28 protein-coding genes and 1 pseudogene are annotated in these 26,113 nt (G+C 67.7%); 10 read left to right on the top strand and 19 right to left on the bottom strand.

From position 1 onward, the window contains the following. Positions 1–45: 45 nt before the first annotated feature. Positions 46–432 (bottom strand): hypothetical protein, encoded by a 387-nt coding sequence (locus tag QFZ46_RS09370; protein ID WP_307360678.1) that lies wholly within the window; start codon positions 430–432, stop codon positions 46–48. 161 nt (positions 433–593) lie between these two features. On the opposite strand from QFZ46_RS09370, the gene QFZ46_RS09365 reads away from it, so the two are divergent. The 3 genes and pseudogenes from QFZ46_RS09365 (at position 594) to QFZ46_RS09355 (ending at position 3,469) form a co-directional block, all read left to right on the top strand. Beyond that, positions 594–1,730 (top strand): sensor histidine kinase, encoded by a 1,137-nt coding sequence (locus QFZ46_RS09365; RefSeq protein ID WP_307360676.1) that lies wholly within the window; start codon positions 594–596, stop codon positions 1,728–1,730. After that, positions 1,727–2,390: pseudogene (locus tag QFZ46_RS09360) on the top strand (response regulator). The gene QFZ46_RS09365 and the pseudogene QFZ46_RS09360 overlap by 4 nt, the downstream one beginning before the upstream one ends. Before the next feature lie 245 nt (positions 2,391–2,635). Further along, the gene (locus QFZ46_RS09355) at positions 2,636–3,469 is read left to right on the top strand and encodes a hypothetical protein (RefSeq protein ID WP_307360673.1); all 834 of its coding nucleotides are present in this window, start codon (positions 2,636–2,638) and stop codon (positions 3,467–3,469) included. A 52-nt stretch (positions 3,470–3,521) separates the two neighbouring features. Here the strand turns inward: QFZ46_RS09355 and QFZ46_RS09350 are convergent, their stop codons facing one another. Beyond that, on the bottom strand, positions 3,522–4,970 hold the full coding sequence (locus QFZ46_RS09350) for a lipase maturation factor family protein (protein ID WP_307360672.1): 1,449 nt from the start codon (positions 4,968–4,970) through the stop codon (positions 3,522–3,524). Positions 4,971–5,072: 102 nt separating this feature from the next. Between QFZ46_RS09350 and QFZ46_RS09345 the strand changes: the two genes are divergently transcribed. Further along, a complete protein-coding gene (locus QFZ46_RS09345) occupies positions 5,073–5,867 on the top strand; it encodes an SDR family NAD(P)-dependent oxidoreductase (RefSeq protein WP_307364558.1) in 795 nt (264 codons plus the stop codon). Positions 5,868–6,049: 182 nt separating this feature from the next. On the opposite strand, the gene QFZ46_RS09340 is transcribed toward QFZ46_RS09345, so the two are convergent. The 5 genes from QFZ46_RS09340 to QFZ46_RS20040 form a co-directional block, all read right to left on the bottom strand. Then, the gene (locus tag QFZ46_RS09340; RefSeq protein WP_307360671.1) at positions 6,050–6,973 is read right to left on the bottom strand and encodes a glycine betaine ABC transporter substrate-binding protein; all 924 of its coding nucleotides are present in this window, start codon (positions 6,971–6,973) and stop codon (positions 6,050–6,052) included. 49 nt (positions 6,974–7,022) lie between these two features. After that, positions 7,023–7,976 (bottom strand): ABC transporter permease, encoded by a 954-nt coding sequence (locus QFZ46_RS09335; RefSeq protein ID WP_307360669.1) that lies wholly within the window; start codon positions 7,974–7,976, stop codon positions 7,023–7,025. Beyond that, entirely contained in the window at positions 7,976–9,322 is a 1,347-nt protein-coding gene (locus QFZ46_RS09330; RefSeq protein WP_307360667.1) for a quaternary amine ABC transporter ATP-binding protein, read from the bottom strand. The genes QFZ46_RS09335 and QFZ46_RS09330 overlap by 1 nt, the downstream gene beginning before the upstream one ends. Before the next feature lie 336 nt (positions 9,323–9,658). Continuing rightward, a complete protein-coding gene (locus tag QFZ46_RS09325; protein WP_307360665.1) occupies positions 9,659–10,573 on the bottom strand; it encodes a class I SAM-dependent methyltransferase in 915 nt (304 codons plus the stop codon). A 13-nt stretch (positions 10,574–10,586) separates the two neighbouring features. After that, complete coding sequence (locus QFZ46_RS20040) at positions 10,587–10,787, bottom strand: hypothetical protein (RefSeq protein ID WP_307360664.1); 201 nt, start codon at positions 10,785–10,787, stop codon at positions 10,587–10,589. A gap of 147 nt (positions 10,788–10,934) precedes the next feature. Here QFZ46_RS20040 and QFZ46_RS09315 point away from each other — a divergent pair, with 147 nt between their 5' ends. From QFZ46_RS09315 to QFZ46_RS09295, 5 genes are all read left to right on the top strand, one after another. Then, positions 10,935–11,912, top strand: coding sequence for an ABC transporter ATP-binding protein (locus tag QFZ46_RS09315; protein ID WP_307360663.1), 978 nt, complete (start codon positions 10,935–10,937; stop codon positions 11,910–11,912). A 1-nt stretch (position 11,913) separates the two neighbouring features. Beyond that, complete coding sequence (locus QFZ46_RS09310) at positions 11,914–12,711, top strand: ABC transporter permease subunit (RefSeq protein ID WP_307360661.1); 798 nt, start codon at positions 11,914–11,916, stop codon at positions 12,709–12,711. Positions 12,712–12,817: 106 nt separating this feature from the next. After that, the gene (locus QFZ46_RS09305) at positions 12,818–13,219 is read left to right on the top strand and encodes a GntR family transcriptional regulator (protein ID WP_307360660.1); all 402 of its coding nucleotides are present in this window, start codon (positions 12,818–12,820) and stop codon (positions 13,217–13,219) included. After that, positions 13,216–14,115 carry an ABC transporter ATP-binding protein gene (locus tag QFZ46_RS09300; protein WP_307360658.1) on the top strand — a complete coding sequence of 300 codons (900 nt, stop codon included), beginning with the start codon at positions 13,216–13,218 and terminating at the stop codon, positions 14,113–14,115. Before QFZ46_RS09305 ends, QFZ46_RS09300 begins: the two co-directional genes overlap by 4 nt. Next, positions 14,115–14,801: a hypothetical protein gene (locus QFZ46_RS09295; protein ID WP_307360655.1), complete on the top strand. Its 687-nt coding sequence runs from the start codon at positions 14,115–14,117 to the stop codon at positions 14,799–14,801. The genes QFZ46_RS09300 and QFZ46_RS09295 overlap by 1 nt, the downstream gene beginning before the upstream one ends. Before the next feature lie 199 nt (positions 14,802–15,000). Here QFZ46_RS09295 and QFZ46_RS09290 read toward each other — a convergent pair whose 3' ends face one another. After that, positions 15,001–15,636, bottom strand: coding sequence for a winged helix-turn-helix domain-containing protein (locus QFZ46_RS09290; protein ID WP_307360652.1), 636 nt, complete (start codon positions 15,634–15,636; stop codon positions 15,001–15,003). A 75-nt stretch (positions 15,637–15,711) separates the two neighbouring features. Here QFZ46_RS09290 and QFZ46_RS09285 point away from each other — a divergent pair, with 75 nt between their 5' ends. Beyond that, complete coding sequence (locus QFZ46_RS09285; protein ID WP_307360649.1) at positions 15,712–17,016, top strand: MFS transporter; 1,305 nt, start codon at positions 15,712–15,714, stop codon at positions 17,014–17,016. Between the two features lie 37 nt (positions 17,017–17,053). On the opposite strand, the gene QFZ46_RS09280 is transcribed toward QFZ46_RS09285, so the two are convergent. From QFZ46_RS09280 to QFZ46_RS09230, 11 genes are all read right to left on the bottom strand, one after another. Further along, entirely contained in the window at positions 17,054–17,272 is a 219-nt protein-coding gene (locus QFZ46_RS09280) for an SCO4848 family membrane protein (RefSeq protein ID WP_307360647.1), read from the bottom strand. Positions 17,273–17,317: 45 nt separating this feature from the next. Next, positions 17,318–17,938 carry a TetR/AcrR family transcriptional regulator gene (locus tag QFZ46_RS09275; protein WP_307360644.1) on the bottom strand — a complete coding sequence of 207 codons (621 nt, stop codon included), beginning with the start codon at positions 17,936–17,938 and terminating at the stop codon, positions 17,318–17,320. After that, on the bottom strand, positions 17,938–18,717 hold the full coding sequence (locus QFZ46_RS09270) for a tyrosine-protein phosphatase (protein ID WP_307360641.1): 780 nt from the start codon (positions 18,715–18,717) through the stop codon (positions 17,938–17,940). The genes QFZ46_RS09275 and QFZ46_RS09270 overlap by 1 nt, the downstream gene beginning before the upstream one ends. Continuing rightward, complete coding sequence (gene phnE / locus QFZ46_RS09265) at positions 18,714–19,586, bottom strand: phosphonate ABC transporter, permease protein PhnE (RefSeq protein ID WP_307360639.1); 873 nt, start codon at positions 19,584–19,586, stop codon at positions 18,714–18,716. Before phnE ends, QFZ46_RS09270 begins: the two co-directional genes overlap by 4 nt. Further along, positions 19,567–20,475: a phosphonate ABC transporter ATP-binding protein gene (locus QFZ46_RS09260; protein WP_307360637.1), complete on the bottom strand. Its 909-nt coding sequence runs from the start codon at positions 20,473–20,475 to the stop codon at positions 19,567–19,569. The genes phnE and QFZ46_RS09260 overlap by 20 nt, the downstream gene beginning before the upstream one ends. After that, positions 20,472–21,386, bottom strand: a complete 915-nt coding sequence (gene phnD / locus QFZ46_RS09255) for a phosphate/phosphite/phosphonate ABC transporter substrate-binding protein (protein WP_307360634.1) — start codon at positions 21,384–21,386, stop codon at positions 20,472–20,474. Before phnD ends, QFZ46_RS09260 begins: the two co-directional genes overlap by 4 nt. 268 nt (positions 21,387–21,654) lie before the next feature. Further along, entirely contained in the window at positions 21,655–22,431 is a 777-nt protein-coding gene (locus tag QFZ46_RS09250; protein WP_307360631.1) for a DeoR/GlpR family DNA-binding transcription regulator, read from the bottom strand. Then, a complete protein-coding gene (locus QFZ46_RS09245) occupies positions 22,431–23,273 on the bottom strand; it encodes a class II fructose-bisphosphate aldolase (protein ID WP_307360628.1) in 843 nt (280 codons plus the stop codon). Before QFZ46_RS09245 ends, QFZ46_RS09250 begins: the two co-directional genes overlap by 1 nt. Then, positions 23,270–24,211 carry a 1-phosphofructokinase family hexose kinase gene (locus QFZ46_RS09240; RefSeq protein ID WP_307360627.1) on the bottom strand — a complete coding sequence of 314 codons (942 nt, stop codon included), beginning with the start codon at positions 24,209–24,211 and terminating at the stop codon, positions 23,270–23,272. The genes QFZ46_RS09245 and QFZ46_RS09240 overlap by 4 nt, the downstream gene beginning before the upstream one ends. Continuing rightward, positions 24,208–25,149, bottom strand: coding sequence for an ROK family protein (locus tag QFZ46_RS09235; protein WP_307364556.1), 942 nt, complete (start codon positions 25,147–25,149; stop codon positions 24,208–24,210). The genes QFZ46_RS09240 and QFZ46_RS09235 overlap by 4 nt, the downstream gene beginning before the upstream one ends. Beyond that, positions 25,149–26,051, bottom strand: coding sequence for an SIS domain-containing protein (locus QFZ46_RS09230; RefSeq protein WP_307360624.1), 903 nt, complete (start codon positions 26,049–26,051; stop codon positions 25,149–25,151). Before QFZ46_RS09230 ends, QFZ46_RS09235 begins: the two co-directional genes overlap by 1 nt. Positions 26,052–26,113 lie beyond the last annotated feature (62 nt).

Below are 26,113 nucleotides of genomic sequence, written 5' to 3'. Positions count from 1 at the left end.
TATTCATCGGATTCTCCGGAGTTGTGCGGGCTCGTGCCGGTCTGCTCATGCTCGGGGCTTCCGCATCTGCTGGATGGCGAGAGCGAGGAGTCCGGCGATCGCACCCCAGAAGGTGTCGATGACGAGGGCCACGAACACGGTCCAGACCGGTCCGTCGACGCCGCCGAAGATCGCCGCGACGACCATCGAGATCGCACCGTGGGCGAGCCCCGTGAGCGTGAGGACCAGCACCGGGCGCGGCACTCGGCCGAAGCCGACGACGGCGATCCAGGTCACAGCGACGACCGCGATGATCGTCAGCGCGCGCGGGGCACCCTGGCCGATGCCGATCAGGTTCGTGAGCGGCCACAGCAGCGAGAGCGAGGCGAGGCCGACGATGAGCAGCCAGGGCAGTGCGGGTCGGGCGGTGGTGGAAGGAGTTGTCTCAGTCATGCCTCCAGCCTCGCCAGCCGCGGCGGAAGGCACATCTGGCCCGGGGCGTCTCCTCGCACCGGCAGCAGGCGACGTCCGGGCGGTCGGGTGTCGCCTGGGAGCGACATGCTCGTCGCCTTGAGGGGATCGCGCACTGCACCGTGCACTTCTACGCTGGAGGCATGCGCAGCGAGGTGAACCCACGGCTCACCGACGCGGGACTCGCGATCGCGGTGACGCTGGTTCTCGCGGTCGTCATCGCCGCTGATCCGGTCGGTCGCACGTCCTTCGGCGGATATGCGTTCGCGCTCGGATTCGGGCTGATCCTGCTCGTCCGGCGCCTGCTGCCGCGGACCACGCTGGTCGTGACGCTGCTCGCGATCTTCGCGTACTACACCCTGGATCTGCCGCCCGTCGGCATCGTGCTCCCCGCCATCGGCGCCCTCTTCTCTGCCGCTGAGCAGCATCGCACGTACTGGGCGGTCGGGTCGGCCGCAGTGCTGCTCGCGGTCGCAACCTACTTCCGCCTCGACGGGTCAGAGCCGGAGGCAACGCTCAACGGCTACACCTTCGTCACCGAGTTGGCGCTTGCCGCCGCGGCCATCGCGCTCGGCGTTGCAGTGCGCCTCGCGCGGGAGGCACGTGAGCGAACCGCGCAGATCTCCGCGCTCACCGCCACAGAAGAAGCCCACGCCGCGGATGCGAGGATGCAGGCCGAGCGGATGCAGATCGCCCGTGACCTGCACGACACCATCGGGCACACGCTCTCGGTCGCGTCCCTGCACGCCGGGGTCGCCGCCGAGGCTCCGGATGCCGCGGCAGCGCGACCCGCGCTCGACCAGGTGCGCGCGGCGACATCGGACGCCCTGCGTGAGCTGCGGCGCACCGTGAAGGTGCTGCGGGCGGACGACGCCTCTGGCCCCGAACCGGTGCTGGGTCTCGGGTCGCTCGACCCGCTATTCGCCGCCGCGCGGAACGCCGGACTGCGCGTCGAGACCGAAGTGTCAGCCGCATCGGATGCGCTGTCGCGATCGGTGGATGCTGCGGCCTACCGGATCGTGCAGGAGTCACTGACGAACGTGCTCCGGCATTCGGGAGCCTCGACGGTTCGCGTGACCGCGCGCGCGGTGGAGGGGACGCTGACCCTGCGCATCGTGGATGACGGCACCAGTGCGCGTGAGAGCCACCGTGCGGGATCCGGCATCCGGGGCATGCAGGAGCGCGCAGAACTGCTCGGCGGCACGCTCACCGCGCACCCTGCACCGGGCGGATTCATCGTGGACGCCGAGATTCCGGCGCAGTCAGAAGGAGAAGCGTGAGCGAACCGATTCGTGTGGTGATCGTCGACGATCAGGAACTCGTACGCGCGGGGCTGCGTTCGCTCGCCGAACGCGACGGCGACATCGCCGTCGTGGATGAGGCGCCGGACGGGCGCAGCGGGCTCTCGCGCGTGCGTGAGCTTCGTCCCGACGTGGTGCTGATGGACATCCGGATGCCGGTGATGGACGGGCTGGAGGCGACGAGGGCGATTGTCGCGGATGCTGCGCTCGACGGCATCCGCGTCCTGATCCTGACGACGTTCGACGAGGACGAGAACGTCTACGCCGCGATCCGCTCCGGGGCGTCGGGGTATCTGCTGAAGGACGTGTCGCCGGAGGACCTGCGCGCCGCGATCCCGCACGGTCGCCGCCGGCGATTCGCTGCTGTCTCCGTCGGTGACGGCGACAGTGATGCGGGCCGCCGCATCGCAGACGGTCATAGACCGCACGCTGCTCGCCGGACTCACCGAACGCGAGCTCGAGGTGTTGACGCTGGTGGGCCGAGGCAGGACCAACGACGAGATCGGCGCCGAGCTCTTCCTCAGCCCCGCCACCGCCCGCACCTATGTCAGTCGCCTGCTCGGCACGCTCTCCGCCCGCGACCGCGCAGCGCTCGTCGTGTTGGCATACGAGACGGGGCTGGTCGCGCCCGGACGCTGACCGGGCGCGACCGCATGCTCAGCGGGTTCGCCGGTGGATGCTGTCGAGCTGAGCCCTCAGCTCGGGCGGGCCATGCACAGCCGAAGTACGCCGAGCAGATGCGCGTCGCGCAGGAGACATTCGACGCGGAGATGACCGGACGGGCGGAGGGACGCAGCAGCGCTCCCACCCGCTGAGATCGCTGCGCAGGTCCCATCGAATGGGGAGGGGTGCAGGGCAACAGCGCGCAGTAGGCTGAACGCATCATGCAAGAGTTCTGGCAGTGGGCGGGCAGCTTCTGGTGGCTCATCTTCCCCATCATGGGAATGGCCGGCGGGGCTGCGAAGGCGTGGGAGCAGGGCGCGAAGCGCCGGCACGAGCGACGCCTCGAGACGCTGCGACTGAAGGGCGAGCTCAAGGCCGCCGAACTCGCCGCCCGCGGCCAGGTCGCACCTTCCAGGAAGCCGCGAGAGATCGTATCGGACGCGCAGGTGTCGTCGAACCAGTTGTTGGAGCGACTGTTCCAGGAGCACGACGAGATCACGGCCCGGTGGCTGGACTACGAACTCGACGTCGCGAAGCTCATCGCCTTCCCCGCCATGAGCGACGGCCGCCAGCCTCTGACTGCCGCGTTCCTGCGAGCGAAGAAGACGGCGGATGCTCTGCGTCCGGCATCGGCAGACGCCAAGATCAGCGAGCAGCGCGTCTCCGAGTATCTGGATGCTGTCGGCAATTACGCCGTCGCGTTCGAGATCGCCGAGAAGGACGCCAGGCGGCTGCGCGATTCCACGTTCAGCGAGGCCGAGCGCAAGCGCCTCGACCGCGCCCAGAAGCTGTTGAAGGTCGCCATCGACGAATCGGCCACGCAGGCCGAACGCAACGTCGCCTACAAGCGCGTGCGCGAAGAACTCGAAGGACTGATCCTCCTCTCCGACGACGCCGTGACGGTGCTCGAGAAGCAGGTGGCGCGCGAGATCACGGCGGGACCGACTCCGACTCCGGCCCCCGAACGGGAACCGAATGCCGAGCCTGCGCCCGAACCCGTCCGTGCGCCGGAGCCTGAGCGTGTCCGGTTGAACCGGGAAGACGACCGGGCGTAGGCGCCCTACCCCTCCGCATTCGCCCGGCACGTCCCGGGAGGAGGCGCACCACTCACGGCAGCTCCGCCGCCCCTACGATCACTCGCCGCCGATCCCGCATCCAGATCACACCATCGCGGTGCCGCTCCTCGCGGGTCGCGAAGCGGTAGCGGTATGACACCGCACGCACCCACCGCGGCGGACGGCCGGCGAACGGATCGGCGCGCAGCAGCGCCAGCGTCGGGGCATCCGCCTGCAGCAGTCGGGCGAGGAACACCGTGAACCAGTCATCCAGCGACCGCCCGAGCGGCAGGAACCACATCAGCCAGTCCAGGCGCAGATGGTACGGCGCGAACTGCCGCGGCACGCGGCGCACGTCGCCGGGCTTGCCCTTGAACTCGTACTCGCGCCAGGTCGCGGCATCGGGGTCCTCATCCAGCGTCCCCTCGATGACGATCTCGATCCGTGCCTTCGTGACCGTCCCGAAGGCACCGTAGGCATTCGCCAGCTGCCAGCGGTTGAAGCTCGCGTTCATCAGCTGACGGTGGGCGAAGAGGTTGCGAAGGGCGGGCCAGCTGACGACGAGATACAGGATGCCGACAGCCGAGGTGATGATGATCCAGTAGAGCGGGAGGGTCTGCTCGGCACTGGCGCGCATCGGCACCCCGATCGCTGAGAACGCCAGCACGATCGTCGCCCAGTTCAGCCATGCGAAGTTTCCGGTGATGACGAGCCAGACCTGCGTCACGATGATGATCACGCCCGCGACGGCGCCGATGATCTGGGGCACGGGCCCCGGCATCCAGAGCGAGAGGATCGGAGCGAACAGGAAGAACGGAACGATGAGCTGCGCGAAGTGATTGCCCAGCACCTCACCCTTGTGGAGCCACCGAGGCAGCAGATGCGCCTGACGGCTGAGCGGACCCGGCATCGGCTGCGTCTCGTGGTGATAGGTGAGAGCGGTGAGGTCGCGCCATTCCCGTCCGCCGCGGATCTTGATCATGCCCGCACCGAACTCCAGGCGGAACACCAGCCACCACATCAGCACGATCACGACGGTCGGCGGCGGCTGATCCCTCGAGCCGAGGAATGCGGCGAGGAACCCGGCCTCCAGCAGCAGCATCTCCCAGCCGAAGCCGTAGAACGTCTGCCCGATGCTCGAGATCGACATGTACCCGATCCAGAGTGCCAGGAAGCACGTCATCGGTACCCACGGCGGTGCCAGTTGCGGGATGCCTGCGACGAGCAGCACCGAGATGACGATGCCCGCCCAGCAGAGAATCGCGAGGCGTCGATCCGTGTAGCGGATGCGGCGGAACAGCGTCGGTTGCAGCATCCGTCCGCGCGCCTTCGACGAGGCAGCCCATCCCAGCAGCGCGGGCGCAGGCAGCAGCCCGTGCTCGCCCAGCAGCGGGCGGAACTGGTTCAACGACGAGACGAAGGCGACGAGATACAGCGCCGCAATGCCCCGCTGGAGCACCTCGCGAGAGAAACCGAAGTCGACAGCCGCGAAACCGTCCATGCCCTCAGGCTACGCGCGTCACCCCGACGCGGCAGGGGGTTGCGTGCACCGTGCATCGGTGAGCCGCGGCATGATTCCGCCCCGGCCGTGGTTGCATCCACCATGCGCATCGATCTCAGAGGCAAGACCGCACTCGTCACCGGTTCCACCCAGGGGATCGGACGGGCCATCGCCGCCACCCTCGCCGATGCCGGCGCGCGCGTCGCCATCAACGGCCGCAGCGCCGACGGCGTGGCATCCGTCATCGCGGAACTGCAGGCAGAGTCCGCCGACCGCCACCTCATTGCCGCTCCGGGTGACGTCACGAACCAAGAGGGAGCGGATGCCGTGCTCGCCGCGACCGGCGACATCGACGTTCTCGTCAACAACCTCGGCATCTTCGGGACGGAGCCCGCGCTCGAGATCACCGACGAGGAGTGGCGCCGCTACTTCGACGTGAATGTGCTCGCCGCTGTACGGCTCATCCGTGCCACGCTGCCGGGGATGAAGTCACGCGGATGGGGCCGCGTCCTCAATATCGCCAGCGACTCGGCGGTCGTCATCCCCGCCGAGATGATCCACTACGGCATGTCCAAGACCGCCCTTCTCGCCGTCTCGCGCGGCTTCGCAAAGGATGCCGCCGGCACCGGCGTCACGGTCAACTCGGTACTCGCCGGTCCGACGCACACCGGCGGCGTGGAGACGTTCGTCTACGAGCTGGTCGATGCTGCCCTTCCTTGGGATGAGGCGCAGCGCGAGTTCATGCGCCTGCACCGGCCGCAGTCGCTGTTGCAGCGGCTCATCGAGCCCGAGGAGATCGCGAACATGGTCGCGTACCTCGCCTCACCCCTGGCCTCCGCGACGACGGGCGCTGCGGTGCGGGTCGACGGCGGGTACATCGACTCGATCGTTCCGTGATCCCGCCGCACGCTTGCACGTCGAAACGCACGGATGGCTGACGAAATCGGCCATCCCGACGGCCAACCGTGGCTTCCGCCAGCCATTCGTACCGGCACGCAAGCACGCACGACCGCACGCACGCAGGAGGGCGCCGCGACCGGAGTCGCGACGCCCTCTGTCGCTCGGTGAGCGTGAAGTGATTACTCCTTGACGACCCAGTCGAACTGGTCGCCGTTTTCCTCGAGCCACTTGTCGACGGCGTCGGCCTCCTGGCCTTCACCGAACTCGTTGACGACGAGGTCCTCGAGCGAACCGTACTGGTCGTCGTCGAGCTTGATCTGCTTGACGAGCTCAGCGGCCTCGGGGAACTCCTCGGCGAAGCCCTTGTGCGCCATGAAGTTCAGCGTCTCCGCCTCACCCATCGCGCCCAGCGGGTCTTCGAGTTCCTTGACGTCGTACTTGCTGTTCGCCCAGAACGGCTTCCACAGCGTGACGACGAGGTCTTCCTTATTGTCGATGGCCTCACCGAGAACGGTGAGCATCGCCGAGGTCGACGAAGTCTCGAGGGTGTACTCACCATCGAGGCCGTACTCGGGCATCATCGAGTCCTGCGTCACGCCGGTGAGGCCCGCGCCTGGCTCGATACCAGTGATCTTGCCGTCGAAACGGGCGGCCTGGCCCTTGAGGTCTTCGATCGAGTCGATGTCCATGTAGCTGGGCACGGCGATCGTGAGCTTGGCGTTGTCGTAGTACGCGCCGAGATCCTCGAGGTCGTCGCCATAGGTCTCCATGTACTGCGCGTGCGTGACCTCGGGCCATGCCGACGGGAACAGGTCGACATCGCCCTGCGCGAGGCCGGTGTACAGCGGGCCGGCCTCAGTCAGCGTCTCGAGCTCGACCGTGTAGCCGAGCTTCTCGAGCTGGTCCTGGACCAGGTACGCCATGCTCAGACCATCGGTCCACGAGGGGATGAAGCCGAGGGTGATGGTGCCCTTGTCTCCGCCTTCGCTGTCACCGCCGCCGTTTCCGCCTGCGGTGTCATTGCCGGTCGCGCAACCGGCGAGGGTGAGGGATGCCACGGCCCCCAGGGCCACGGCGGCTGTGATGTGCCGGAACTTCTTCATGGTGCTTCCTTCCGTATGTTCTGCTGCGTTTCGTATGGGTGAGGGATGGTCAAGGGGCCGCGCGGCGCATGCCCTTAGCCGTGGCTCGGTTGGTCTCCAACGCCGCGGCATCCGCCTTCTCGGCCTGCTGCGAAGCGCGACGGCGCGACATCATGCCCAGCAGCGACGACGGGAACTCGCCCGGCGTACCGAGCGCAGCCGTGACGCGGTCGAGGAACACGGCGAGCAGGACGACGGCGAGTCCCGCCTCGACGCCCTTGCCGATGTTCACGGTCGCGATCGCCTCGACGACCAGCTTTCCGAGTCCGTCGGCGCCGGCCATACCGGCGATGACGGCCATCGACAGCGAGAGCATGATGACCTGGTTGACACCGGCCATGATGGTCGGCATCGCGAGCGGAAGCTGGATGCCTCGCAGGATCTGACCCGGCGTCGCGCCGAAGGCGTGTCCGGCCTCGACGGTCTCGGAGTCCACACCGCGGATGCCGAGTTCGGTCATGCGTACGCCAGGAGGCAGGGCGAAGATGACGGTGGCCACGAGCCCTGGCACGACGCCGATGCTGAAGAACACGATCGCGGGGATCAGATAGACCATCGCCGGCATCGTCTGCATGAAGTCGAGAATCGGCTTGAGGATGGCGCGGACGGTGTTGTTGCGCGCCGACCAGATGCCCAGTGGGATCGCGATGACGACCGCGACGAGCGCGGCGACGATCACCAGCGAGAGCGTCTGCATCGCCGCGACCCACAGCCCCATGCTGAGGATCAGCGCGAATGACACGGCGGTGCCGAGCGCCATCCAGATGGAGCGGACAGCCCAGGCGATCAACGCGGCGATGATGATCACGGCGACTATCGGCGTGCCGAGGAGCACGTCGGTCAGGCCGTTGACGAGGAACTTGACGATGAACGAGATGAAGTCGAGCAGACCCTCGAGGTTGTCCTTGACCCACCCGACGGCAGCGGCCGCCCACTCACCGATCGGAATGCGGAATCCGTCCATCAGCGCACCTCCCCTTCAGCCGTGGCTTCCGGGGCGACGGCATCTGCCGCCTCTCCGCGAACCGTGGTGGCCGTCGGGGCGACGGCATCCGCAGCCTCTCCGAGCACGGCGGCGATCTCGGCGTGGGAGACCGGCGGAAGCGGCAACGTGATCTCCTCGGTCGAGTTCGGACCGGGGCCGAGCGCTGCGAGCAGCGTGACGCGCGGGATGACACCTGTCAGGCGGCCGGCCCCATCGACGACCGCGAGCGGCAACTGCGACTCGACGGCGGGGACGAAGAGGTTCATCAGCACCTCGTCCTCGGGGACGCTCTGCGGCACGGGCTTCAGGATCGATGCGAGTGCGGTCTCCCCCTTGCGCACGAGCTTGACGGCGTCGCGGTCGGTGACCATGCCGAGCAGCTTGCGGTCGCGGCCCGTGACGTATGCGGCCGACATGTAGGCGTCGCGCATCTGACGCAGCGCTGTGCGGGGTCCCGCGTTCTCTGCGACCACGGGGCGCGGGCGCTCCATGACGTTCGACGCAGTGAGCACACGGGCGCGGTCGACGTCCTGCACGAACTGCTCGACGTAGTCGTTGGCGGGGTCGGTGAGGATGTCTTCCGGTGTGCCGATCTGCACGATGCGGCCGTCGCGCATGACCGCGATCCGATCGCCGAGGAACATGGCTTCGTTCAGGTCGTGCGTGATGAAGACGATGGTCTTCTGCAGCTTCTCCTGCAGTTCGAGCAGCTGCTCCTGCATCTCGCGACGAATGAGCGGGTCCAGGGCGCTGAAGGCCTCGTCCATGAGCAGGATGTCGGTGTCAGCGGCGAGCGCGCGGGCGATGCCTACGCGCTGCTGCATGCCTCCGGACAGTTCCGACGGGAGCTTATCGCCCCATCCGTCGAGGCCGACCATGGTGAGCACTTCTTCGGCCTTGGCCGAGCGTTCGGCCTTGCCGACGCCCTTGAGCTCGAGCGGGTAGGCGACGTTCGCGGCGACCGTGCGGTGCGGCAGCAGCGCGAAGTGCTGGAAGACCATCGACACGTTCTCGCGGCGGATCTCGCGCAGTCGGGATGCCGGCACCCCGGCGATCTCGTCGCCGCCGACCACGACGGAGCCGTCGGTGATGTCGTGCAGGCCGTTGAGCATGCGGATGATGGTGGACTTGCCCGAACCGGACAGTCCCATGATGACGAAGATCTCACCGCGGTTGACGGTGAAGCTGGCGTCGATGACGGCCGCGGTTCCGGCATCCTGCACGGCGGTGCGGGATTCGCCGGACTTCAGACGCTGGACGGCCTGCTTCGGATTTCGTCCGAAGACCTTGAAAAGATTGCGCGCTTCGAGAGCGGTTTCGGTCACGTTTCCCCCGGTGGCTTCCGATTTTTCGGGTCTCGGTAGCCGACTTCGGTTACGCCCGGGTGATGATCGCAGGGCCGCTTCGACAGTGTCGTGCTGGCGGCTCGGGCAACGGATTTCGGATCCGCGCAAAGAACATCGACCGTACGTCCACGCCTCTTCGCAGCACAGCTCATCGAATGAAGGACGTGACCGCGGACTGGTCTATAAGCCGAAAGGCCTACATTTCAACGTAACAAAAGGGCCGGTCAGGGGCAAATCTCGCCCAGTCTGGGCTTCTGGATTTTTGTAGCCTGAACGGGGGTTCTGTCGAATGTCGACAATCTGCGTGTGGGCGTGTCAGCGACGGATGCTGCGGGTCACGGTGAACTTCGGCGTACGGTGCAACTGCTCGGTCGGGCCGATCAAACGCGTCAGTTCCGGCCGGTACGAGAGGCTCGAATTGAACACGGTGAGCAGTGCGCCGCCAGGCTTGAGCAGGCGGGCGGATGCCTCGAACAGACGCGTCGCGGCACCGGTGTGGACACTGGCGCCGAGATGGAACGGCGGGTTGAGCAGGATGAGGTCGGCGCTGCCGTCCGACAGGGCCGAGCCCGCATCGTCGTGGGTCACTTTCACGCGGTCGGCGACGCCGTTCGCGATGATCGTCGCCCGAGCGGATGCCACGGCCGCCGCAGATCGATCGGTCGCCGTGACGCCGGCTTCGGGGTGAGTCAGCGCGTAGTAGGCGGCGAGCGCTCCGGTACCGCAGCCGAGGTCGATGACGTCGGTTGACCCTTCGCGCTGCTCACCCAGCACCTCGAGCAGCACCCGCGTGCCGATGTCGATCCGGCTCGCGGCGAAGGCGCCGCCGTGCGCTGCGAGCCTGAGCCCGAACTCCGGATGCTCCGACCACTGCGGGTACGGAGGTTCGGCCGACACGGTCAGGGGGCCCGCAGCCACGATCAGCCGCGACTTCCGCTCGGCGCGCTGCGCCTGAACCTGGGCGAAGCTGCGCCCGAGCACCTCGTTCTGCGCGAGGGTCATGTGCTTCACGCGTCCTCCGGCGACGATCACCACGTCGGGCGCCGCCCAGCGGGCCACGGCATCCGCGATCTCCTCGAGTTCGGCGAGCGCCTTCGGCAGCTGCAGCAGCACGAGGCGCGCGCCCTTGAGCAATGACGATTCGAGTTCGTGCGAGACGAACCCGCCCAGCTCGAGCGCGGCGGCGTTGCGAGCGAGCGCCTGCCTCCCGGTGGCGAGGTCCTGGTGCACGCGGACGCCGTCGTTACCCGGCGTCCGTCAGCGCCAGTGTGATCGCGCCGTATTCGTCGCCGATCACGCTGATCTCCGAGCCGGTCAGCGCGCGTTCCGCGATCAGGGCGAGTGCCTGATCGACCAGCATCCGATCTGTCGCGTCATACGCGAAGAGATTGTCGGCCTCGACGTCGGGGAATCGACGCAAGCCGTCGTATGGGAAATCGGGCACCCCCTCAATTTACGCGTGCCGGCGTGCCTTCATGAAGGCCTGGCTCGAACACGGCATCGACCTCCGCGAACACTTCTACCACTGGTCCTCGTTCAGGCCTAGTGTGCTGTTCAGCGGTGGCGTCACACCGGAGAAGGGCCAACGTCCATGAGCGCAGCGATCGAGATCACCCGGCTGCATAAGAAGTACCAGCAGCACACCGCCCTGCACGAGCTCGATCTGCACGTGCGCGCCGGCGCCGTGTTCGGGCTGATCGGACCCAACGGCGCCGGCAAGACGACAACGCTGCGCACCCTCGTCGACGTCATCCGCCCGTCGTCTGGCACCGTGCGTGTACTCGGTGAGGATCCGCGCCACGGTGGAGCCGCGCTGCGCCGGCGGATCGGATACGTGCCCGGCGAACTGCACCTCGAGGGCCGGGCGAGCGGGCATCGACTGCTCGCCTTCTATGCCGAGGTGTCCGGATCCAACGGCTCGACGACATCCGTGCTGCGCACAGCCCGCGACCTCGCCGATCGTCTCGGCGTCGACCTCGACCGGCCGGTGCGTACGCTGTCGAAGGGCAACAAGCAGAAGGTCGGGCTGATCCAGGCCTTCATGCACCGCCCAGAACTGCTGATCCTCGACGAACCGACCAGCGGACTCGATCCGCTGGTGCAGCGCGAGTTCCTCTCGATGGTGCGCGAGGCGCGCGATGCCGGGCAGACCGTCCTTCTGAGCTCGCACGTGCTCAGCGAGATCCAGCAGACCGCCGACGAGGTGGCGGTGCTCAGCGCTGGTCGCATCGTCGCCGAGGGAGACGTCGCCTCGCTCCGTCTCGGGTCCGTACGCCGCGTGCGCGTGCGCATCGGCGGAACGGATGCCGTGGTCGCACGCGCGGCGTTCGAGAGGCTCGCCGGGGTCGAAGCGCTGGATGTCGTCGATCATGGCGAGGGCGTGCAGCTCTCGACCACGATCGAGGGCGGAATCGACCCCTTCCTGAAGACCCTTGCACGATACGAGGTGCAGGATCTCACGGTCGAGGAGCCCGATCTCGAGGAGTCGGTGCTGCGACTGTACGGCGACCGCTCCCACGCCGACACCGCTCCGACCACCAGACGCTCGAGCCGCGGGCGGAGGCACTGATATGCGCAGCATCCTGCCGGTGTTCCGGCGCAGCATGCGGGAATCGTGGCGGAGCCTGCTCGGCTGGACGGCCGGCATCGCCGCCGTACTGTTCCTGTACCTGCCGCTGTACCCGAGCATCGGGGCGAGCGATCAGATGACGCAGCTCATCGATTCGATGCCCAAACAGTTGGTCGACACGCTCGGCTACGACCAGATCGCCAGTGGCGCCGGCTACACCGAGGCCACGTTCTACGGGCTGATGGGGTTCCTCCTGACGACCATCGCCGCGGTGCTGTGGGGTTCGTCGCTCGCGGCTGCGGAGGAGAGCGGCCGCGCCGAACTCGACCTCGCGCACGGCATCGGTCGCGGTCAGTACGCACTCGAGACAGCACTCTCGGTGCTCGTGCGCCTGATCTGGCTCGGCGCCTTCGCCGGGCTCGTGATCTGGGGGCTCAATGGCCCGGCAGAGCTCGAGTTGGAGCCGGTGCGCATCATCGGTGCGAGCGCGGCGCTCGTGGGTCTGGCCTTCCTCACCGCCGGCGCCGCGCTGCTCGCGGGCGCCGCGACCGGACGCCGCATCTGGGCGACGGGAGTGGGTGCGGGTATCGCCGTGCTCGGGTACATCCTGCAGGCGCTCGCGAAGCAGTCCGACGATCTCGAGTGGCTGAACGCGCTGTCGCCGTACGCCTGGGTGTTCCGGCAGTCGCCGCTCGCCGAGGGCATCGACCTCGGCGGCCTCACGCTCACCTGGGCGATCGGGCTGGTTCTCGCCGCAGCATCCGCCTTCACCTTGCGCGCCCGCGACCTGCGCGGCTGACCCGCATCCCTTTTCACCCCTTCCTCCTCGCCGAAGGGCTTGACCTGCCCGCGGTTCTATGGTTAATTAGTCGAGTAAGTAACCAACTGACCACCTGGAGGCACCAGTGATCGAAGAAGGCAAGGCACTCTTCCTGCAGATCGCCGAGCAGATCGAGGACTCGATCGTCGACGGATCGCTGGACGAGGAAACCAAGGCTCCATCGACCAATGAGCTCGCCGCCTTCTACCGGATCAACCCCGCCACCGCAGCGAAGGGAGTCGCCATGCTCACCGACAAGGGCGTGCTGTACAAACGTCGCGGCATCGGCATGTTCGTCACCGCCGGCGCCCGCGACCAGCTCCTCACCGAGCGCCGAGCCGAATTCGCCGACCGCTACATCGACCCTCTCCTCGCCGAGGCCCGCACACTTGGACTCGGCCCGGAGGATCTGGCCGCATTGCTGCGCGAACGCGCGGCAGCATCCACCGCCACAGACACCATCACAGAAGGGAAGAACCCCGCATGACCGCCGTCATCGAGGTGCAGAACCTCTCCAAGCGCTACAAGGACACGCGCGCACTCGACAACGTTTCGCTGTCGGTCGAAGGCGGCGCCATCTACGGCCTCCTCGGCCGCAACGGCGCCGGCAAGACGACGCTGATGTCCATCCTCACGGCCCAGAACTTCGAGTCGTCCGGCACCGTCAAGATCTTCGGCCAGCACCCGTACGAGAACGCCCACGTGCTCAGCCGGATCTGCTTCGTCCGTGAGAGCCAGAAGTACCCGGACGACGCGTACCCCCGGCACGCATTCAAGGCATCCAGCCTGTTCTTCCCGAATTGGGACCAAGCGCTCGCCGACGACCTGATCGCCGAGTTCCAGTTGCCGATGAAGACCACGATCAAGAAGCTCTCCCGTGGGCAGCTCTCCGCGGTCGGCGTGATCATCGGCCTGGCATCCCGGGCAGAGATCACCTTCTTCGACGAGCCATACCTCGGCCTGGACGCCGTCGCCCGGCAGATCTTCTACGACCGCCTCGTCGAGGACTACGCGGAGCACCCGCGCACGATCATCCTCTCCTCGCACCTCATTGACGAGGTCTCCAACCTCATCGAGAAGGTCATCGTCATCGACAACGGCCAGATCCTGCTCAACGAGGACACGGATGCGGTGCGCGACCGCGCCATCACCGTCATCGGCGATGCGGACAAGGTCGACACGTGGTCGGCCGGACGCGACGTCCTGCACCGCGAGGCGCTCGGACGAGTGGCCTCGGTGACCGTTCTCGGCGCTCTGACCGACGACGATCGCTCCAGTATCGCGGCATCGGGGTTGGATCTGGCACCGGTCTCCTTGCAACAACTCGTCGTCCGACTCACCCAGAAAGCCGCCGCTGCATCCGCCACGGAGGAGGTCCACTGATGCGACGCACACTCAACGTCATCCGCCTGCAGTTGATCAACAAGGGCACCTTCATCTGGTACCCGCTGGTGATCCTCGCCGGCGCAGTGCTCATCTCGGTGCTCATCTACGCGATGATTCCCATCGATCAGCCGAAGTACGGCGGTGGCGGACAGGCCCCGCTGTGGTACTTCTTCGCGATCGGTATGTCGGCGATGACTCTGACCTTCCCGTTCTCCCAGGCCATGAGCATCACGCGCCGGGAATTCTTCCTCGGCACGATGCTCACCGCGATCCTCGGCAGTGCCCTCATGGGCGCGTTGTTCCTGATCGGCGGTGGGATCGAGATGCTGACCAACGGGTACGGCGTGAACGGGTACGTCTTCCATCTGCCGTGGCTGTGGGAAGCCGGTCCGCTCGGAGCGTTCGTGGTCTACTTCACCCTCGCCCTGTTCTTCTTCGTGGTCGGATTCACCGGCGCGACGATCTTCAAGAGCTGGGGCCAGATGGTGCTCCTCATCGCGAGCTTCGCGGTCGTGCTCCTGATCCTCGGTCTGGTGTTCCTCGTCACCCGTCTCGAGGCGTGGGGGCAGGTCTGGGAGGGCATCCTGGCACTCGGCGCGGTCGGCCTGGCACTGTGGGGCCTGGTCGTCGTCGCGTTGCTCTCGGTGATCTCGTTTCTCGCGTTCCGCAGGACGATCCCGTAGTCCTCGAGCTGCAGCCGCGTCACGGGGCGCCCGTCATCCTTGGGATGCGGGCGCCTCGGTGCGGGTACACGTGGGTGCGCGGGTACAGATGGCCGTCCGGAATCACGGATGGCTGCCCAGATCGCCGATCCGGACGGCCAAGTGTGCAGATCCACGGCCAAGCGTGCAGGGTCTGTGCCGCGCGACGCAGGGGCCGGGCTCAGATCGTGTCATCGGCGGCGATGATGTCGAGGCTCCAGATGCGAGTGTCGGGATCGTCGGGGTCATGGGCATCGCCGACCTCCTTGATGACCTCGTGGATCCGCCGCTCGATCTCACTGAACTCCGCCTCGGTCAGTCGTAGGTTGGCCTGCGAGAAGGTCCCGTGCACGACGGGGTCGCGACCGGACACGTACTCCGGTGCCCACGCCATGAACCGCCGCATCATGTCGAGATGATCATCGACGAGTGCATTCATCAGCACTCCGCCGAGCACTTCGTCGGCGATCGGATGCTCCGGCGAACCGACGTTCCAAGACCCCTCAGTCGCCTTCCACACCCGATCGCGCTTGTCGCGGGCGAACTCGGGTGCCTCTTCGATCAGCCCGGCCTCGGCGAGGACACGCAGATGAAAGCTGACGCTGTTGGCGGGAACGCCGAGGTCGGCCGCGACGTCTGCGGCGCGCGCGTGGCCACGACCGGCGACCGCCTTGGCGATCCGCCGACGCAGCGGGTGCGCATACGCCTTCAGCATGGCCGTGGTCGCCGGCTTCGCGTCGGGGTGCGTGCCCTTCGAGCCCGAGTGCGCGGGCATCGCGTTCGGCCGCGGATTCTTCGGCGATCTCTCGTCTGCCATCTCGACATCCTATCCACAACAAATATTGCGCAATAAAAGTTGCGCAACTTCTGTTGCGGATCTACTCTGGATCACATGACAACAGCCACCGCGCATCGCCTGGTGCACAACATCCGCTACATCACCTGGCTGATCAGCGACACGGCCAAGGGGCTGGCTTCTGCGCTGTTCGGCTTCGCCATCCCGCTGATCGCGCTGTTCGTCACGAACGACCCGGCGCAGGCCGGCATCATCAGCGCCGTCGGCATGACGATCCGCACGCTCACGACGGTGTTCGGCGGCGTGCTCGCCGATCGGCACGACCGCATCGTCATGATGATCGTCGGCTCTGCCGCCGGCGTCGTGCTCGCCGGGGCGTTCACCGTCCTGGCCCTCGCGGACGCGCTCACGTTCGCGACTCTGCTGGTGATCGATGTGGCCCTCGCCGCGCGCGCGGGCCTCTTCGACGTCGCCGGCGAGAGCGCGTTGAAGGAGATCGTGCCCGATGACGCGATGGGCAGAGCACAGGCGGCGAATCAGGGGCGCGATGCCGTGCTGCAGCTCGCGGGAGGGCCGCTCGGCGGCGTGCTGCTCGCGTCCGGAGCGTGGCTGATCGGTGCTGCGATGGCGGCGTGCCACGTGGTCGCAACGGCGACGGCATGGATGCTGCGGCGCTCGGCCCCTGCAGCAACAGGTCCTGCAGCACCAGATCCGGCGGCATCGGAGGTCGGGCTCGCGGCCGCCGCAGTGGCGATCGCCCGCCCGAACGCACTGCGGGAGATCGCGGAGGGCTTCCGTTGGCTGATCTCCCGACCCGACCTGCGCGGCGTGCTGTTCGTGGCGACCATCGTCAACCTCGGATTCAGCACCGCCATGACGACCGTCATCTACGCATTGCAGCAGGCGGGCCACTCAACGGTCACGATCGGCCTGCTCGCGACCGGCGCTGGGGTCGCGATGCTGATCGGCGCGCTGATCGCGCCCCTCCTGGTGTCACGGATCCGCGCGAGCATCGTCATCATCGGCGGCCTCGCCGTCGCCACTGCCGGGGTGTTCAGCATGATCCCCGCACGCGAGCCGCTCGCACTGATCGCTGTCCTCGGCGTCACGGTGTTCTTCATCCCCGCCGTGAACGCCGCTCTGATGGGCTACTTCATGGTCGCGACGCCGACCGAACTGCTCGGTCGAGCCAACAGCGCATCTGCAGTCCTCGGGATGGGCGCGATGCCCTTCGCTCCGCTGATCGCCGGGTTCGGTCTCGCTGCGATCGGGCGCGAGAACACCCTGATCACGGCATCCGTCCTGTGCGCGATCTCGGTACTGCTCGCCGTCGCGAATCGCGGTCTGCGTGCGCTTCCCGCCGAAGCCGGCTGGACCTCGCACGCGCGCCAGTTCGAGTGAGTCGCACAGCACGAGCGGCCGGCGCCTGCCGGTCCGGTCAGAGAGCGCCGGTGAGTGCGGCTATGCCCGCGATCACGGACACGAGCGCGATCACCAGTGCGAGCGCGATCAGCACCGCGTGCACTTTGAGGAACGTCGTGGCCCTGCCCTCGGCGTCCCGCGCCCTCGGGTCGTTCGCGACCCGCTTGTAGAACCGCGGCCACACGATGACGTTGAAGGCGGCGTTGACGAACAGGAGCACGGCGAGAGCGATCACCTCTCTACGCTATTGCCTTGACCACTGCCTGCCGCGCCGTGAGCGTCAGGCCAGCATCCCGCGCCACACGACGTCCATCGCCGCGCTCACCCTGGCACGAGTGCTCTCGTCCTCGAGCCGGTCGCCCCGAACGACGAGCTGGTAGTACACGACCCCGGCTATCGCGTCGAAGCACGCCTCGACGTCGAGGTCGTCACGCAGGATGCCACGTGCGATGCCTGCGCTCAGCGCGGACTCCACCGGAACGCGGCGACGTGCGACGTGCGATCTCCAGTACGCCTTCTGCAACGCCCGATCGGCCATCACGAGGCGGATGCGGTGCCGGAAGCGCGCCTCGGAGTAGGCGGATGTCGTCGCCATCCCCGCCGCGCCGAACATCGATGCGAAGATCGCTGTTCGAAGATCGCCCTCCGCGTCGACCGCAGGCGGGATCGAACGTCCCACATCCAGGGCCGCCGCGATCAGTGTCGTCAACGACGGCCAGCGCCGGTACAGCGCAGCGCGGCTCACACCGCTGCGCTGCACGATCCTGGTGACCGTCACCGGTTCCTCTGCATCGATCAGCCCCAGCGTCGCCGCGATGATCTGACCGTCGATCTCCTCGTCCCGCGGACGGCCGGGCCTACGGCGCACCGCGGTCCCGGCATCCGCCACGACAACCGTCATTACGAGCGCGCCCGCTCACTGAGTCGGGCGATCGTGTCATCGCTGAGGCCGGCAGCGCGCAGTGGTGCGAGGGCATCACCGTGCCGCTCACGCAAGGTGCCCAGCAGTGAACGCATGGAGACCTCCATCGATCCTTCGAGGAGCTTCGTCGAAGCCTGACGCGCGTCGGGCTCGAAGCCGAGCGCTCGCCACATCGCACCCATGACAGGGGCGGTGCGCTGCATGATGGCGACCATGTTCTCGCCGGTGCGCGTGTAGTCGGCGACGATGTCATCGTCGTGCGCCCCCAGGACCAGCAGCAGCATTGCGGCGAGCACGCCGGTGCGATCGCGGCCCGCGGCGCAGTGGAAGGCGGTCGCCCCCGGGGTGTACGCGATGACGTTCAGGGCCGTGACGAGCTGAGGGGCTGCGGTCTCGACCATCCGTACGTACATCCTCCCCATGCCCTCGTGGCTGAGATCAGGAGCGCCCTCGGCCATCGAGTCCGCGACGTTCGCGATGAGAGGGAGGTGGTGATAGCCCAGGGCGCGTTCCCCGAAAGGGCCGCGCCCTGTCGCGGCGACCTCGGCCGGAGAGCGCAGGTCGATGATCGCGGTGAGGCCCGCATCGATCAGCTCGTCGACCACATCCGAGGTGACGTACGCGAGGTCGTCGGTGCGAATCGCCAGGCCTTCGCGCAGCACCCCTCCGTCGATCGGGATTCCGCCGAGATCGCGCAGGTTGACCGGTGCGCTCAGGGTGATGTCGATCGCGGCGGTGTCCATGGATGCCGTGGTCATGTGATTCTCCTTCTGATGAGGGCGCTGCCCTGATCGATTGCCGTGACGAGCACGATGATGCAGATGATGATGGCGCTGAGGTGTCCGTAGTCGTACATCCGCATCGCTGTGGTGAGTTCGAGACCGATGCCGCCGGCGCCGACGAGGCCGAGGATCGTGGCGCCGCGCACGTTGCCCTCGAACAACAGCAGCGTGTACGACACGAGCAGAGGGGCCGCCTGCGGAAGCACCCCGTACTGGATGACCTGACGCTTGGATGCACCGACCGCCTGCATCGCGGTGATCGGGCCGCGATCGACCGACTCCATCGCCTCGGCGAAGATCTTGCCGATCGAACCCAGCGAGCCCAGCGTCATCGCCAGGATTCCGGCGAACGGGCCGAGCCCGACCGCCGACACGAACATCAGCGCGAAGACGAGGTCGGGCACCGAGCGGATGATGTTCATCACCCAGCGCGAGGGGTAGTACAGCCACTTCGGCGCGATGTTGGATGCCGCGCCGAAGGCCACGATCAGCGAGAGCACCGCACCGAGCACGGTGGCGATGATCGCCATCTGCAGCGTCTCCAGCAGCAGGGCGAGGATCGTGCCGAGCTTGGAGAAGTCCGGTGGGAACAGCCGCGAGAGGAACTCGCCCATGTTGATGGCGCCCTCGCCGAGCTTGAAGAAGTCGAAGCCGACTCCGCCTGCCGACCAGAACAGCACGATGATCGCGACCGGGATGCCGATCAGGAAACGGGTCCGCGGAATCGAGAACGCCCGCTCCAGTCGCGCCCTGTCCGCTGTCGACAGCGTCGGCTGCTCGCGCTTCGCGCGCGGCTGCGGCGAGTGCGACTCGGGCGTGCGCGATTCAGGCGTGGTGGTCGACATCGTCATCCTCCTCGTCGTAGAGCACCGACAGTTTCGCGGCGTCGAGGTCGGTCGTGCGCGCCGAGACGAGCATCTCGCCGTGGCGGAGCCCGACGATCCGGTCGCTGTGCGCGAGCGCCAGCGGCAGCACGTGCAGACTGACGAGCACCGGGATGCCGTCCTCCGTCGCGATCCGACGCAGCAGCCCGAGCACCGAGTCGGCGAGCTTCGGATCCAGCGACGCCACCGGCTCATCGGCGAGGATCACCCGCGGCTGCTGCATCAGCGCCCGTGCGATCGCGACTCGCTGCTGCTGGCCGCCGCTGAGGGAGCGGGCGGGGTCCTTGGCCTTGTGGGCGATGCCCACGCGGTCCAGCAGCGACAGCGCGCGCTGACGGTGCGCCGACGAGAACCCGCCGACGAGGTTGATCGGTCCTGCGCCGTGCAGCGCCCCCGTGAGCACATTCGTGAGCACGCTCAACCGTGGGATCAGCTGGAACTGCTGGAACACCTGCCCGACGTCCGAGCGGAGAGTGCGCAGCTCACCCCGTGCGAGGTTGGTGACGTCGTGACCGGCGATGCGCACCGAACCACCGGAGACCGGTGCGAACCCGGTGAGACTCTTCATCAGCGTGGACTTTCCCGAGCCGGAGGCACCGAGCAGCGCCACCATCTCGCCGGGGAACAGTTCGAGATCGACGCCGTCGAGCACCGGCTTGGTCTCCGGCTTGTCGTCGTACGCGACGCGGAGATCCCGCACCGTCACGAGTGGGAGCGCCTGCCGCAGCTCGGCCGTGGTCGTGCGATCGGTCGCGGTGACGGATGCCTGCCCAGCACCGGCACGCACGGGCGCCGCCTGGGCAGTGGCGGATGCCGCGGCATCCGTCACCCGTGTCACCTGGTTGCTCATTTCAGATCCTTGAGCTCGACCCCGGCGACGCCTGCGATCTCAGCGAAGGACGCGAAGATGCTCGGGTCCGGCGCGATCTCGACCTCAAGACCGATGAACGAGCTGTAGGCGGCGAGCGCGTCCGCGTTCTCCTCGGAGAACACCTTCGGCAGCGCCTCTTCCAGGAGCGTGCGGGTCTCGTCGTCGAGCGACTGCCGCGCGAGCACCGTTCCCATGACGTCCATCGAGGGGCTCTCGCCCACTGCCCGCCACTCACCATCGGCGAAGGGGAACATCGGAGCCCCCATCTCGGTGAGCACGAAGGCCGTGCATGCGGCATCCACCTGGTCCTGCTGCAACGCGGCGAAGCTGCCTTCGTGGCCGCCGGCGAAGATGCCCTCGTAGTCCTCGCCCTGTTCCAGCCCGGCCTCGTGCAGCATGTACACCGGCATGAAGTATCCGGAGCTGGATGCCTGATCGGCGAAGGCGACCGTCTTGCCTTTGAGGTCGGCGACGGTCTTGATCGGAGAGTCGTCCTTCACGACGCAGGTGGAGACCGGCTCATCCGACCCCTTCCACGCCAGGAGCGCATCGACCTCGCCGGTGTTGACGGCGAGTGCCGAGGGGAAACCGCTCATGATCCCGATGTCGACGTGGTCGCTGCGAATGGCCTCGACGACGCTGAGGTAGTCGGGCACGTCGGTGATCTCGACGGTGCGTCCGGTTTCCTTCTCGATGAGCTCGGCGAGTGCATCGACCGGGTTGACCTGGGTGGGATCGTCGGACGCGGGGAGAGTGGCGATCGTGATCGGGGCATCAGGCGCAGCTGCCGCGGCGTTCGCGTCGGTGTCTGCGGCAGGGGTCTGGCAGCCGGTGAGAGCGAGAGCAGCGATGCCGAGCAAGCCCACCGCGGGGAGGGTGTAGCGACGCATGGATGTGGCCTTTCCAAGGATGACGGGATTTCGAGAACACCTGTATTCGAACTCTCGAAGGTGTCCAGGAATTACGAGACCGTCGTACTTGGAATGGAACGTCAGGTGAACACAGCGTGATCGGTCGACCGCAAGGGCACATCGGGTACAGATGCAGGGAGATCGCACGGATGCAGGACGACACGCCGCCGGATGCCCCTGCATCCGTGCAACGGCCCTGCAGATGTACCCGGGTCAGCAGGCGAGCCGGGTCAGCAGGTGCACCGCGTCAGCGGGCGAGGAGGACGCTGTGCCCCACGGACTCCAGAGCGGTGCGATTGGCCTCGGTGATGCCCGCGTCGGTGATCACCGTCGGGAACAGCTCCGGTCCTCCGACGAATGCGAAGGCGGAGACGCCGATCTTGCTCGAATCGGCGACGATCACCGCTCGCCTCGCGCGCTGCGCCATCATCCGATTCACGGCCGCCTCACGCTCATCGTGCGTGGTGGCACCGGCCCCGGCATCCATTCCGTTCACGCCGATGAACGCGATATCGAGTTGGATGCCGCTGAGCAGTTGCTCCACGAAAGGACCGACGAGCTCGTAGCTGCGCGAATGGATCACTCCACCGGTGACCACGACCTTGATATCGGGCCGCGTCGCCAGCTGAGCGGCGATGTTCACCGCGTTGGTGACGATCGTCAGGCCGTGCTGAGCGGTGTCTTCCCTGGCGGCGAGGGCGGCCGCGATCGCTGTCGTCGTGGTGCCTCCGGACAGCCCGACCACGGCACCGGGGGCGACCAGGTGTCTTGCGACCTGCGCTATGCGCGCTTTCTCATCGGTGCGGTGATGGCTCTTGTACCTGATGGGCAGCTCGTAGGCGACCGACTGCGCAACCGCTCCACCATGCGTGCGGGTGAGCAACCGCTGCTCCGCGAGGCTGTCGAGGTCGCGCCTGGCCGTCGCCGGAGACGCATCGAGCTGCTCCACCAGCTCATCGACCGTGACCTCCCCCTGCGTCGCCAGCAGATCGAGGATCGCACTCAGTCGAGCCGCCCGCTTCATCACGCGCCCTGCAGGGCGAACAGCCGCAGCATCCGGGCGGCCTCGTCGACGACCGCCGCACGGCCGGGGGCGATGTACTTGCGCGAGTCGACCAGGCGCTCATCGGCGTCGAGCGTCTGACGCACGGCCCGTGTGAAGAAACCGTTCAGATGTGTGGAGACGTTGATCTTGGTCATACCGGCGTGCACGGCATCCATGATGACAGCATCCGCGACGCCGGACGACCCGTGCAGCACCAACGGCACATCGAGGGCTCCTCTCAGCCGCGCGATGAGGTCGACGTCGAGGGATGCGCTGCGATCGGTCATTGCGTGGGACGACCCCACAGCGACGGCGAGCGCGTCAACTCCGGTCTCGGCGACGAACGCGCTGGCCTCGTCAGGATCGGTGCGCACGCCCGGCGCGTGGGCGCCGTCCTTCCCGCCGACCTCGCCCAGCTCGCCTTCGACGTAGACGCCGGCCGCGTGCGCGCGGGCCGCGACCTCACGGGTCAGGGCGACGTTCTCGTCGTAGGGCAGGGCGCCGCCGTCGAACATCGCCGATCCGAATCCGAGCGCGATGGCCTCGTCCACGAGTTCTGGCAGCTCGGCGTGATCGAGGTGCACGGCGACCGGTGTCTCGGCCCTGCGAGCGACGGCGAGCGTCGCCAGGGCGATCGGCTCGAGCGCGCCGTGATACTTCGCGCAGTTCTGCGAGATCTGCAGGATGACCGGGAGCCGAGCCTGAGCGGATGCCGCGACCAGTGCCTCGGCGGTCTCGAGGTGGATCACGTTGAAGGCGCCGATGCCACGGTTGCGGGCGGCAGCCTCGCGGACGAGGTCGGCGGCGGAGACGAGGGTCATGCGGGCTCTTCCAGATGGTGCGTCGGGGCGGGAAAGGTGTCCACGATCAGCGCTCGTTCAATGTCACGCCAGGTCGGATGGATCTCGCCGGCCAGAGGCATGAGCACGGCTGCTGCCGACCAGGCGGTCGCACGACGCAGGATCGATTCGGGATCGCTGGTGCCGTCGGTCAGCAGCGTCGCCGCGGCCGCGACAGCGGCATCTCCCGCCCCCGTCGGGTTCCCGGCGAGCGGCTCAGGCAGGCATGCGCGCAGCAGCCGATCGGTCGTGACCGCGTACATGCCGTCGGCGCCGAGCGAGAGCAGCACGAGACCCGCACCGCGGCGCAGAAGCTCGCGAGCCCCGGCGATCGGATCGGCGAGCCCGGTGGCTTCCGCGAGTTCGGCTTTGTTGGGCTTGAGCACCGCGACCCCGGCATCCGCCGCCGCGAGCAGCGCGGGGCCCGACGTGTCGACGATCACGGGCCGCCCGGCGCCTGCGGTGATGAGTTCCGGCAGAAGCGTCGGCGGTGCACCGGGCGGGAAGCTCCCGGAGATCACCAGCACCGATGCAGCGGCGGCCTCTGCGCGCACGACGTCACTGAATGCCGCCCATTCGTCGGCGCTCGGATTCGCACCGCGCTCATTGACGATCGTGGTGTCTCCGAGCGCACGGTCGACCCACGCGACGCTGCGCCGGGTCGGCGCGGCGACCGGAACGAGCAGGTGCGGCACCCCGCTCGCCTCGAGCTCGGCGCGCAGCTCTGCACCGGTCGCGCCGCCGCAGGTCGTCACCGCACGAACCGGATATCCCTGGGCGTGAGCGACCCTTGCGACGTTGAGACCCTTGCCGCCGGCGCGAACGGCACCGGTGTCTGCGCGGTGCGCGGCACCGATCTCGATGCGGTCGATCTCCCACGTCAGGTCGAGTGCGGGGTTCGCCGTGACGGTGACGATCATGTCGACTCCCTCGCGCGCAGGGCTGCGCCGATGAGCCCGGCGTCGCCTTGAAGCTCGGCCGGCAGCAGTTCCGGCAGCCGATGGAAACTGAGCCTGGCCGCCAGCCGCCTGCGCAGCTCGTCGAACAGTGCGCCCCCGGCGCGGGAGAGGCCGCCGCCGATCACGATCGCCTCCGGCGCGAACATCGCGGTCAGCTGTGCGAGCGACATCGTGAGCGCGTCGAGCGCGTCGTCCCAGATGCGCGCGGCGACAGTGTCGCCGGCGGCAGCACGTGCGATCACATCCCTGGCGCCGTCCGGAGTGGTGCCGGTCTCTGCGGCATAGCGGCGGGCGATGGCCCCCGCAGAAGCGACGGCCTCGAGGCAGCCGCGCGCACCGCACGCGCACACGGGGCCGTCAGCGATCGGGGAATGCCCGATCTCGCCGGCGTAGCCGCCCGCGGTGTATGGCTCGCCGCCCACGAGGATCGCTCCGGCGATACCGGTGCCGATGATCAGCACGACGACGTCGTCATGTGCGCGGGCGCCGCCGAGCTGGTGCTCTGCCCAGCTCGCGGAGCGCACGTCGTGATCGAAGGCGATCGGCAGCTGCAGCCGTTCAGCGGCAAGCGCACGCAGCGGCGCATCGCGCCACCCCAGGTTGCTCGCGAAGACGCCGATCCCGGCATCCGCATCGACGATGCCCGGCACGACGAAGCCGAGGGCCGCAGGTGCGACTTCCGGATGCTGCGCCCGCAGCTCGTCCGAGAGACGGGCGAGCTCTTCGATCAGCGCCGCAGCCGGGTCGTCACCCAGAGCCGGGGTCGGCGTGCGACGCAGCCCGAGTGCGATGCCGTTCGCGTCGAAGATCGCCGACTTGATGTCGGTGCCTCCGACGTCGAAGGCGAGTACGGGCGCACCCTCGCCGATGCTGGGCGGGTCGATCGCTGCTGCGGACATCACGCGTCCAGAATGACCGATCGGCTGAGGTTTCGGGGGAGATCCGGGTTGAGTCCCTTGGCCACGGCGCGATCGAGTGCGACGCGGTGCAGTCGTACGAGGTCGGCGAGCGGATCGACGTCGTGCTGCACGAAGCGGCCGCCGGTGGCCTCGATCTGGCCTGCGAGCCCTTCGGGAGCGACGCCGAACTGCCAGGTGATGCGGCCGGGCGCGGCGATCGCGATCGGGCCATGGCGGTAGTCCATCGAAGGATACGACTCCGTCCAGGACTGCGAGGACTCGCGCATCTTCAGCGCAGCCTCATGCGCGAGACCGATGGTCCAGTTACGCCCGAGGAATGTGTACTGCTCTGCTTCGGTAAGCGTGCTATCGTCTGCGGTCGCGAGCACCGCTTCGGCATCCGCGATCGAACGGGCGACGTCGTCGTGGAGGCCGAGCGAGGCGCGGAACAGTGTGAGCGCGGTGGTGGCGAAGCGCGTCTGCACGACCGATTGCTCGTCGGCGAAGGGCAGCAGCACGACCTCGTCGACGAGGTCGACCAGTGGCGAAGTCGGGTCGCCGATCACGCCGATGACCGGGACCTTCCCCTTGACCTGCTCAGTGAGCTCCAGCACCTCGCTGGTGGTCCCAGAGCGCGTGAGCGCCACGACGGCGTCGTAGTCACGATCGAGGAACGCCTCGGATGCCGCGTAAGCGTCCGTCACGCCGAGACCGGCCGTCTCGCGCAGCGCGGCGTACGACTGCGCGATGAACCAGGACGTGCCGCAACCCACGACGGCGACACGTGCACCCGCGGCCGGGAGCACCTTCTGCTCGTCGCGCATCTCGGCGGCGCGCGCCCAGGTCTGCGGCTGGGAGAGGAGTTCCTCGCGCATGTATGCGCCGGGGACCGAATTGGCCATGTGTGGATGCCTTCCGCTCAATGCTTGTTTTTGATTGCTTGCCCCAAATTACGATCATAGAG

Source organism: Microbacterium murale, from assembly GCF_030815955.1.
In the GTDB taxonomy this organism is placed as follows: Bacteria; Actinomycetota; Actinomycetes; order Actinomycetales; family Microbacteriaceae; genus Microbacterium; species Microbacterium murale_A.
The sequence above is the reverse complement of the archived record's forward strand: the minus strand, read 5'-3'. Positions and strand labels throughout refer to the sequence as shown.

Coding starts and splice junctions, on each gene's coding strand:
- QFZ46_RS09370 (WP_307360678.1), bottom strand. CDS start 432: ATGACTGAGACAACTCCTTCCACCACCGCCCGACCCGCACTGCCCTGG.
- QFZ46_RS09365 (WP_307360676.1), top strand. CDS start 594: ATGCGCAGCGAGGTGAACCCACGGCTCACCGACGCGGGACTCGCGATC.
- QFZ46_RS09355 (WP_307360673.1), top strand. CDS start 2,636: ATGCAAGAGTTCTGGCAGTGGGCGGGCAGCTTCTGGTGGCTCATCTTC.
- QFZ46_RS09350 (WP_307360672.1), bottom strand. CDS start 4,970: ATGGACGGTTTCGCGGCTGTCGACTTCGGTTTCTCTCGCGAGGTGCTC.
- QFZ46_RS09345 (WP_307364558.1), top strand. CDS start 5,073: ATGCGCATCGATCTCAGAGGCAAGACCGCACTCGTCACCGGTTCCACC.
- QFZ46_RS09340 (WP_307360671.1), bottom strand. CDS start 6,973: ATGAAGAAGTTCCGGCACATCACAGCCGCCGTGGCCCTGGGGGCCGTG.
- QFZ46_RS09335 (WP_307360669.1), bottom strand. CDS start 7,976: ATGGACGGATTCCGCATTCCGATCGGTGAGTGGGCGGCCGCTGCCGTC.
- QFZ46_RS09315 (WP_307360663.1), top strand. CDS start 10,935: ATGAGCGCAGCGATCGAGATCACCCGGCTGCATAAGAAGTACCAGCAG.
- QFZ46_RS09310 (WP_307360661.1), top strand. CDS start 11,914: ATGCGCAGCATCCTGCCGGTGTTCCGGCGCAGCATGCGGGAATCGTGG.
- QFZ46_RS09300 (WP_307360658.1), top strand. CDS start 13,216: ATGACCGCCGTCATCGAGGTGCAGAACCTCTCCAAGCGCTACAAGGAC.
- QFZ46_RS09295 (WP_307360655.1), top strand. CDS start 14,115: ATGCGACGCACACTCAACGTCATCCGCCTGCAGTTGATCAACAAGGGC.
- QFZ46_RS09290 (WP_307360652.1), bottom strand. CDS start 15,636: ATGGCAGACGAGAGATCGCCGAAGAATCCGCGGCCGAACGCGATGCCC.
- QFZ46_RS09285 (WP_307360649.1), top strand. CDS start 15,712: ATGACAACAGCCACCGCGCATCGCCTGGTGCACAACATCCGCTACATC.
- QFZ46_RS09275 (WP_307360644.1), bottom strand. CDS start 17,938: ATGACGGTTGTCGTGGCGGATGCCGGGACCGCGGTGCGCCGTAGGCCC.
- QFZ46_RS09270 (WP_307360641.1), bottom strand. CDS start 18,717: ATGACCACGGCATCCATGGACACCGCCGCGATCGACATCACCCTGAGC.
- phnE (WP_307360639.1), bottom strand. CDS start 19,586: ATGTCGACCACCACGCCTGAATCGCGCACGCCCGAGTCGCACTCGCCG.
- QFZ46_RS09260 (WP_307360637.1), bottom strand. CDS start 20,475: ATGAGCAACCAGGTGACACGGGTGACGGATGCCGCGGCATCCGCCACT.
- phnD (WP_307360634.1), bottom strand. CDS start 21,386: ATGCGTCGCTACACCCTCCCCGCGGTGGGCTTGCTCGGCATCGCTGCT.
- QFZ46_RS09250 (WP_307360631.1), bottom strand. CDS start 22,431: ATGAAGCGGGCGGCTCGACTGAGTGCGATCCTCGATCTGCTGGCGACG.
- QFZ46_RS09245 (WP_307360628.1), bottom strand. CDS start 23,273: ATGACCCTCGTCTCCGCCGCCGACCTCGTCCGCGAGGCTGCCGCCCGC.
- QFZ46_RS09240 (WP_307360627.1), bottom strand. CDS start 24,211: ATGATCGTCACCGTCACGGCGAACCCCGCACTCGACCTGACGTGGGAG.
- QFZ46_RS09235 (WP_307364556.1), bottom strand. CDS start 25,149: ATGTCCGCAGCAGCGATCGACCCGCCCAGCATCGGCGAGGGTGCGCCC.
- QFZ46_RS09230 (WP_307360624.1), bottom strand. CDS start 26,051: ATGGCCAATTCGGTCCCCGGCGCATACATGCGCGAGGAACTCCTCTCC.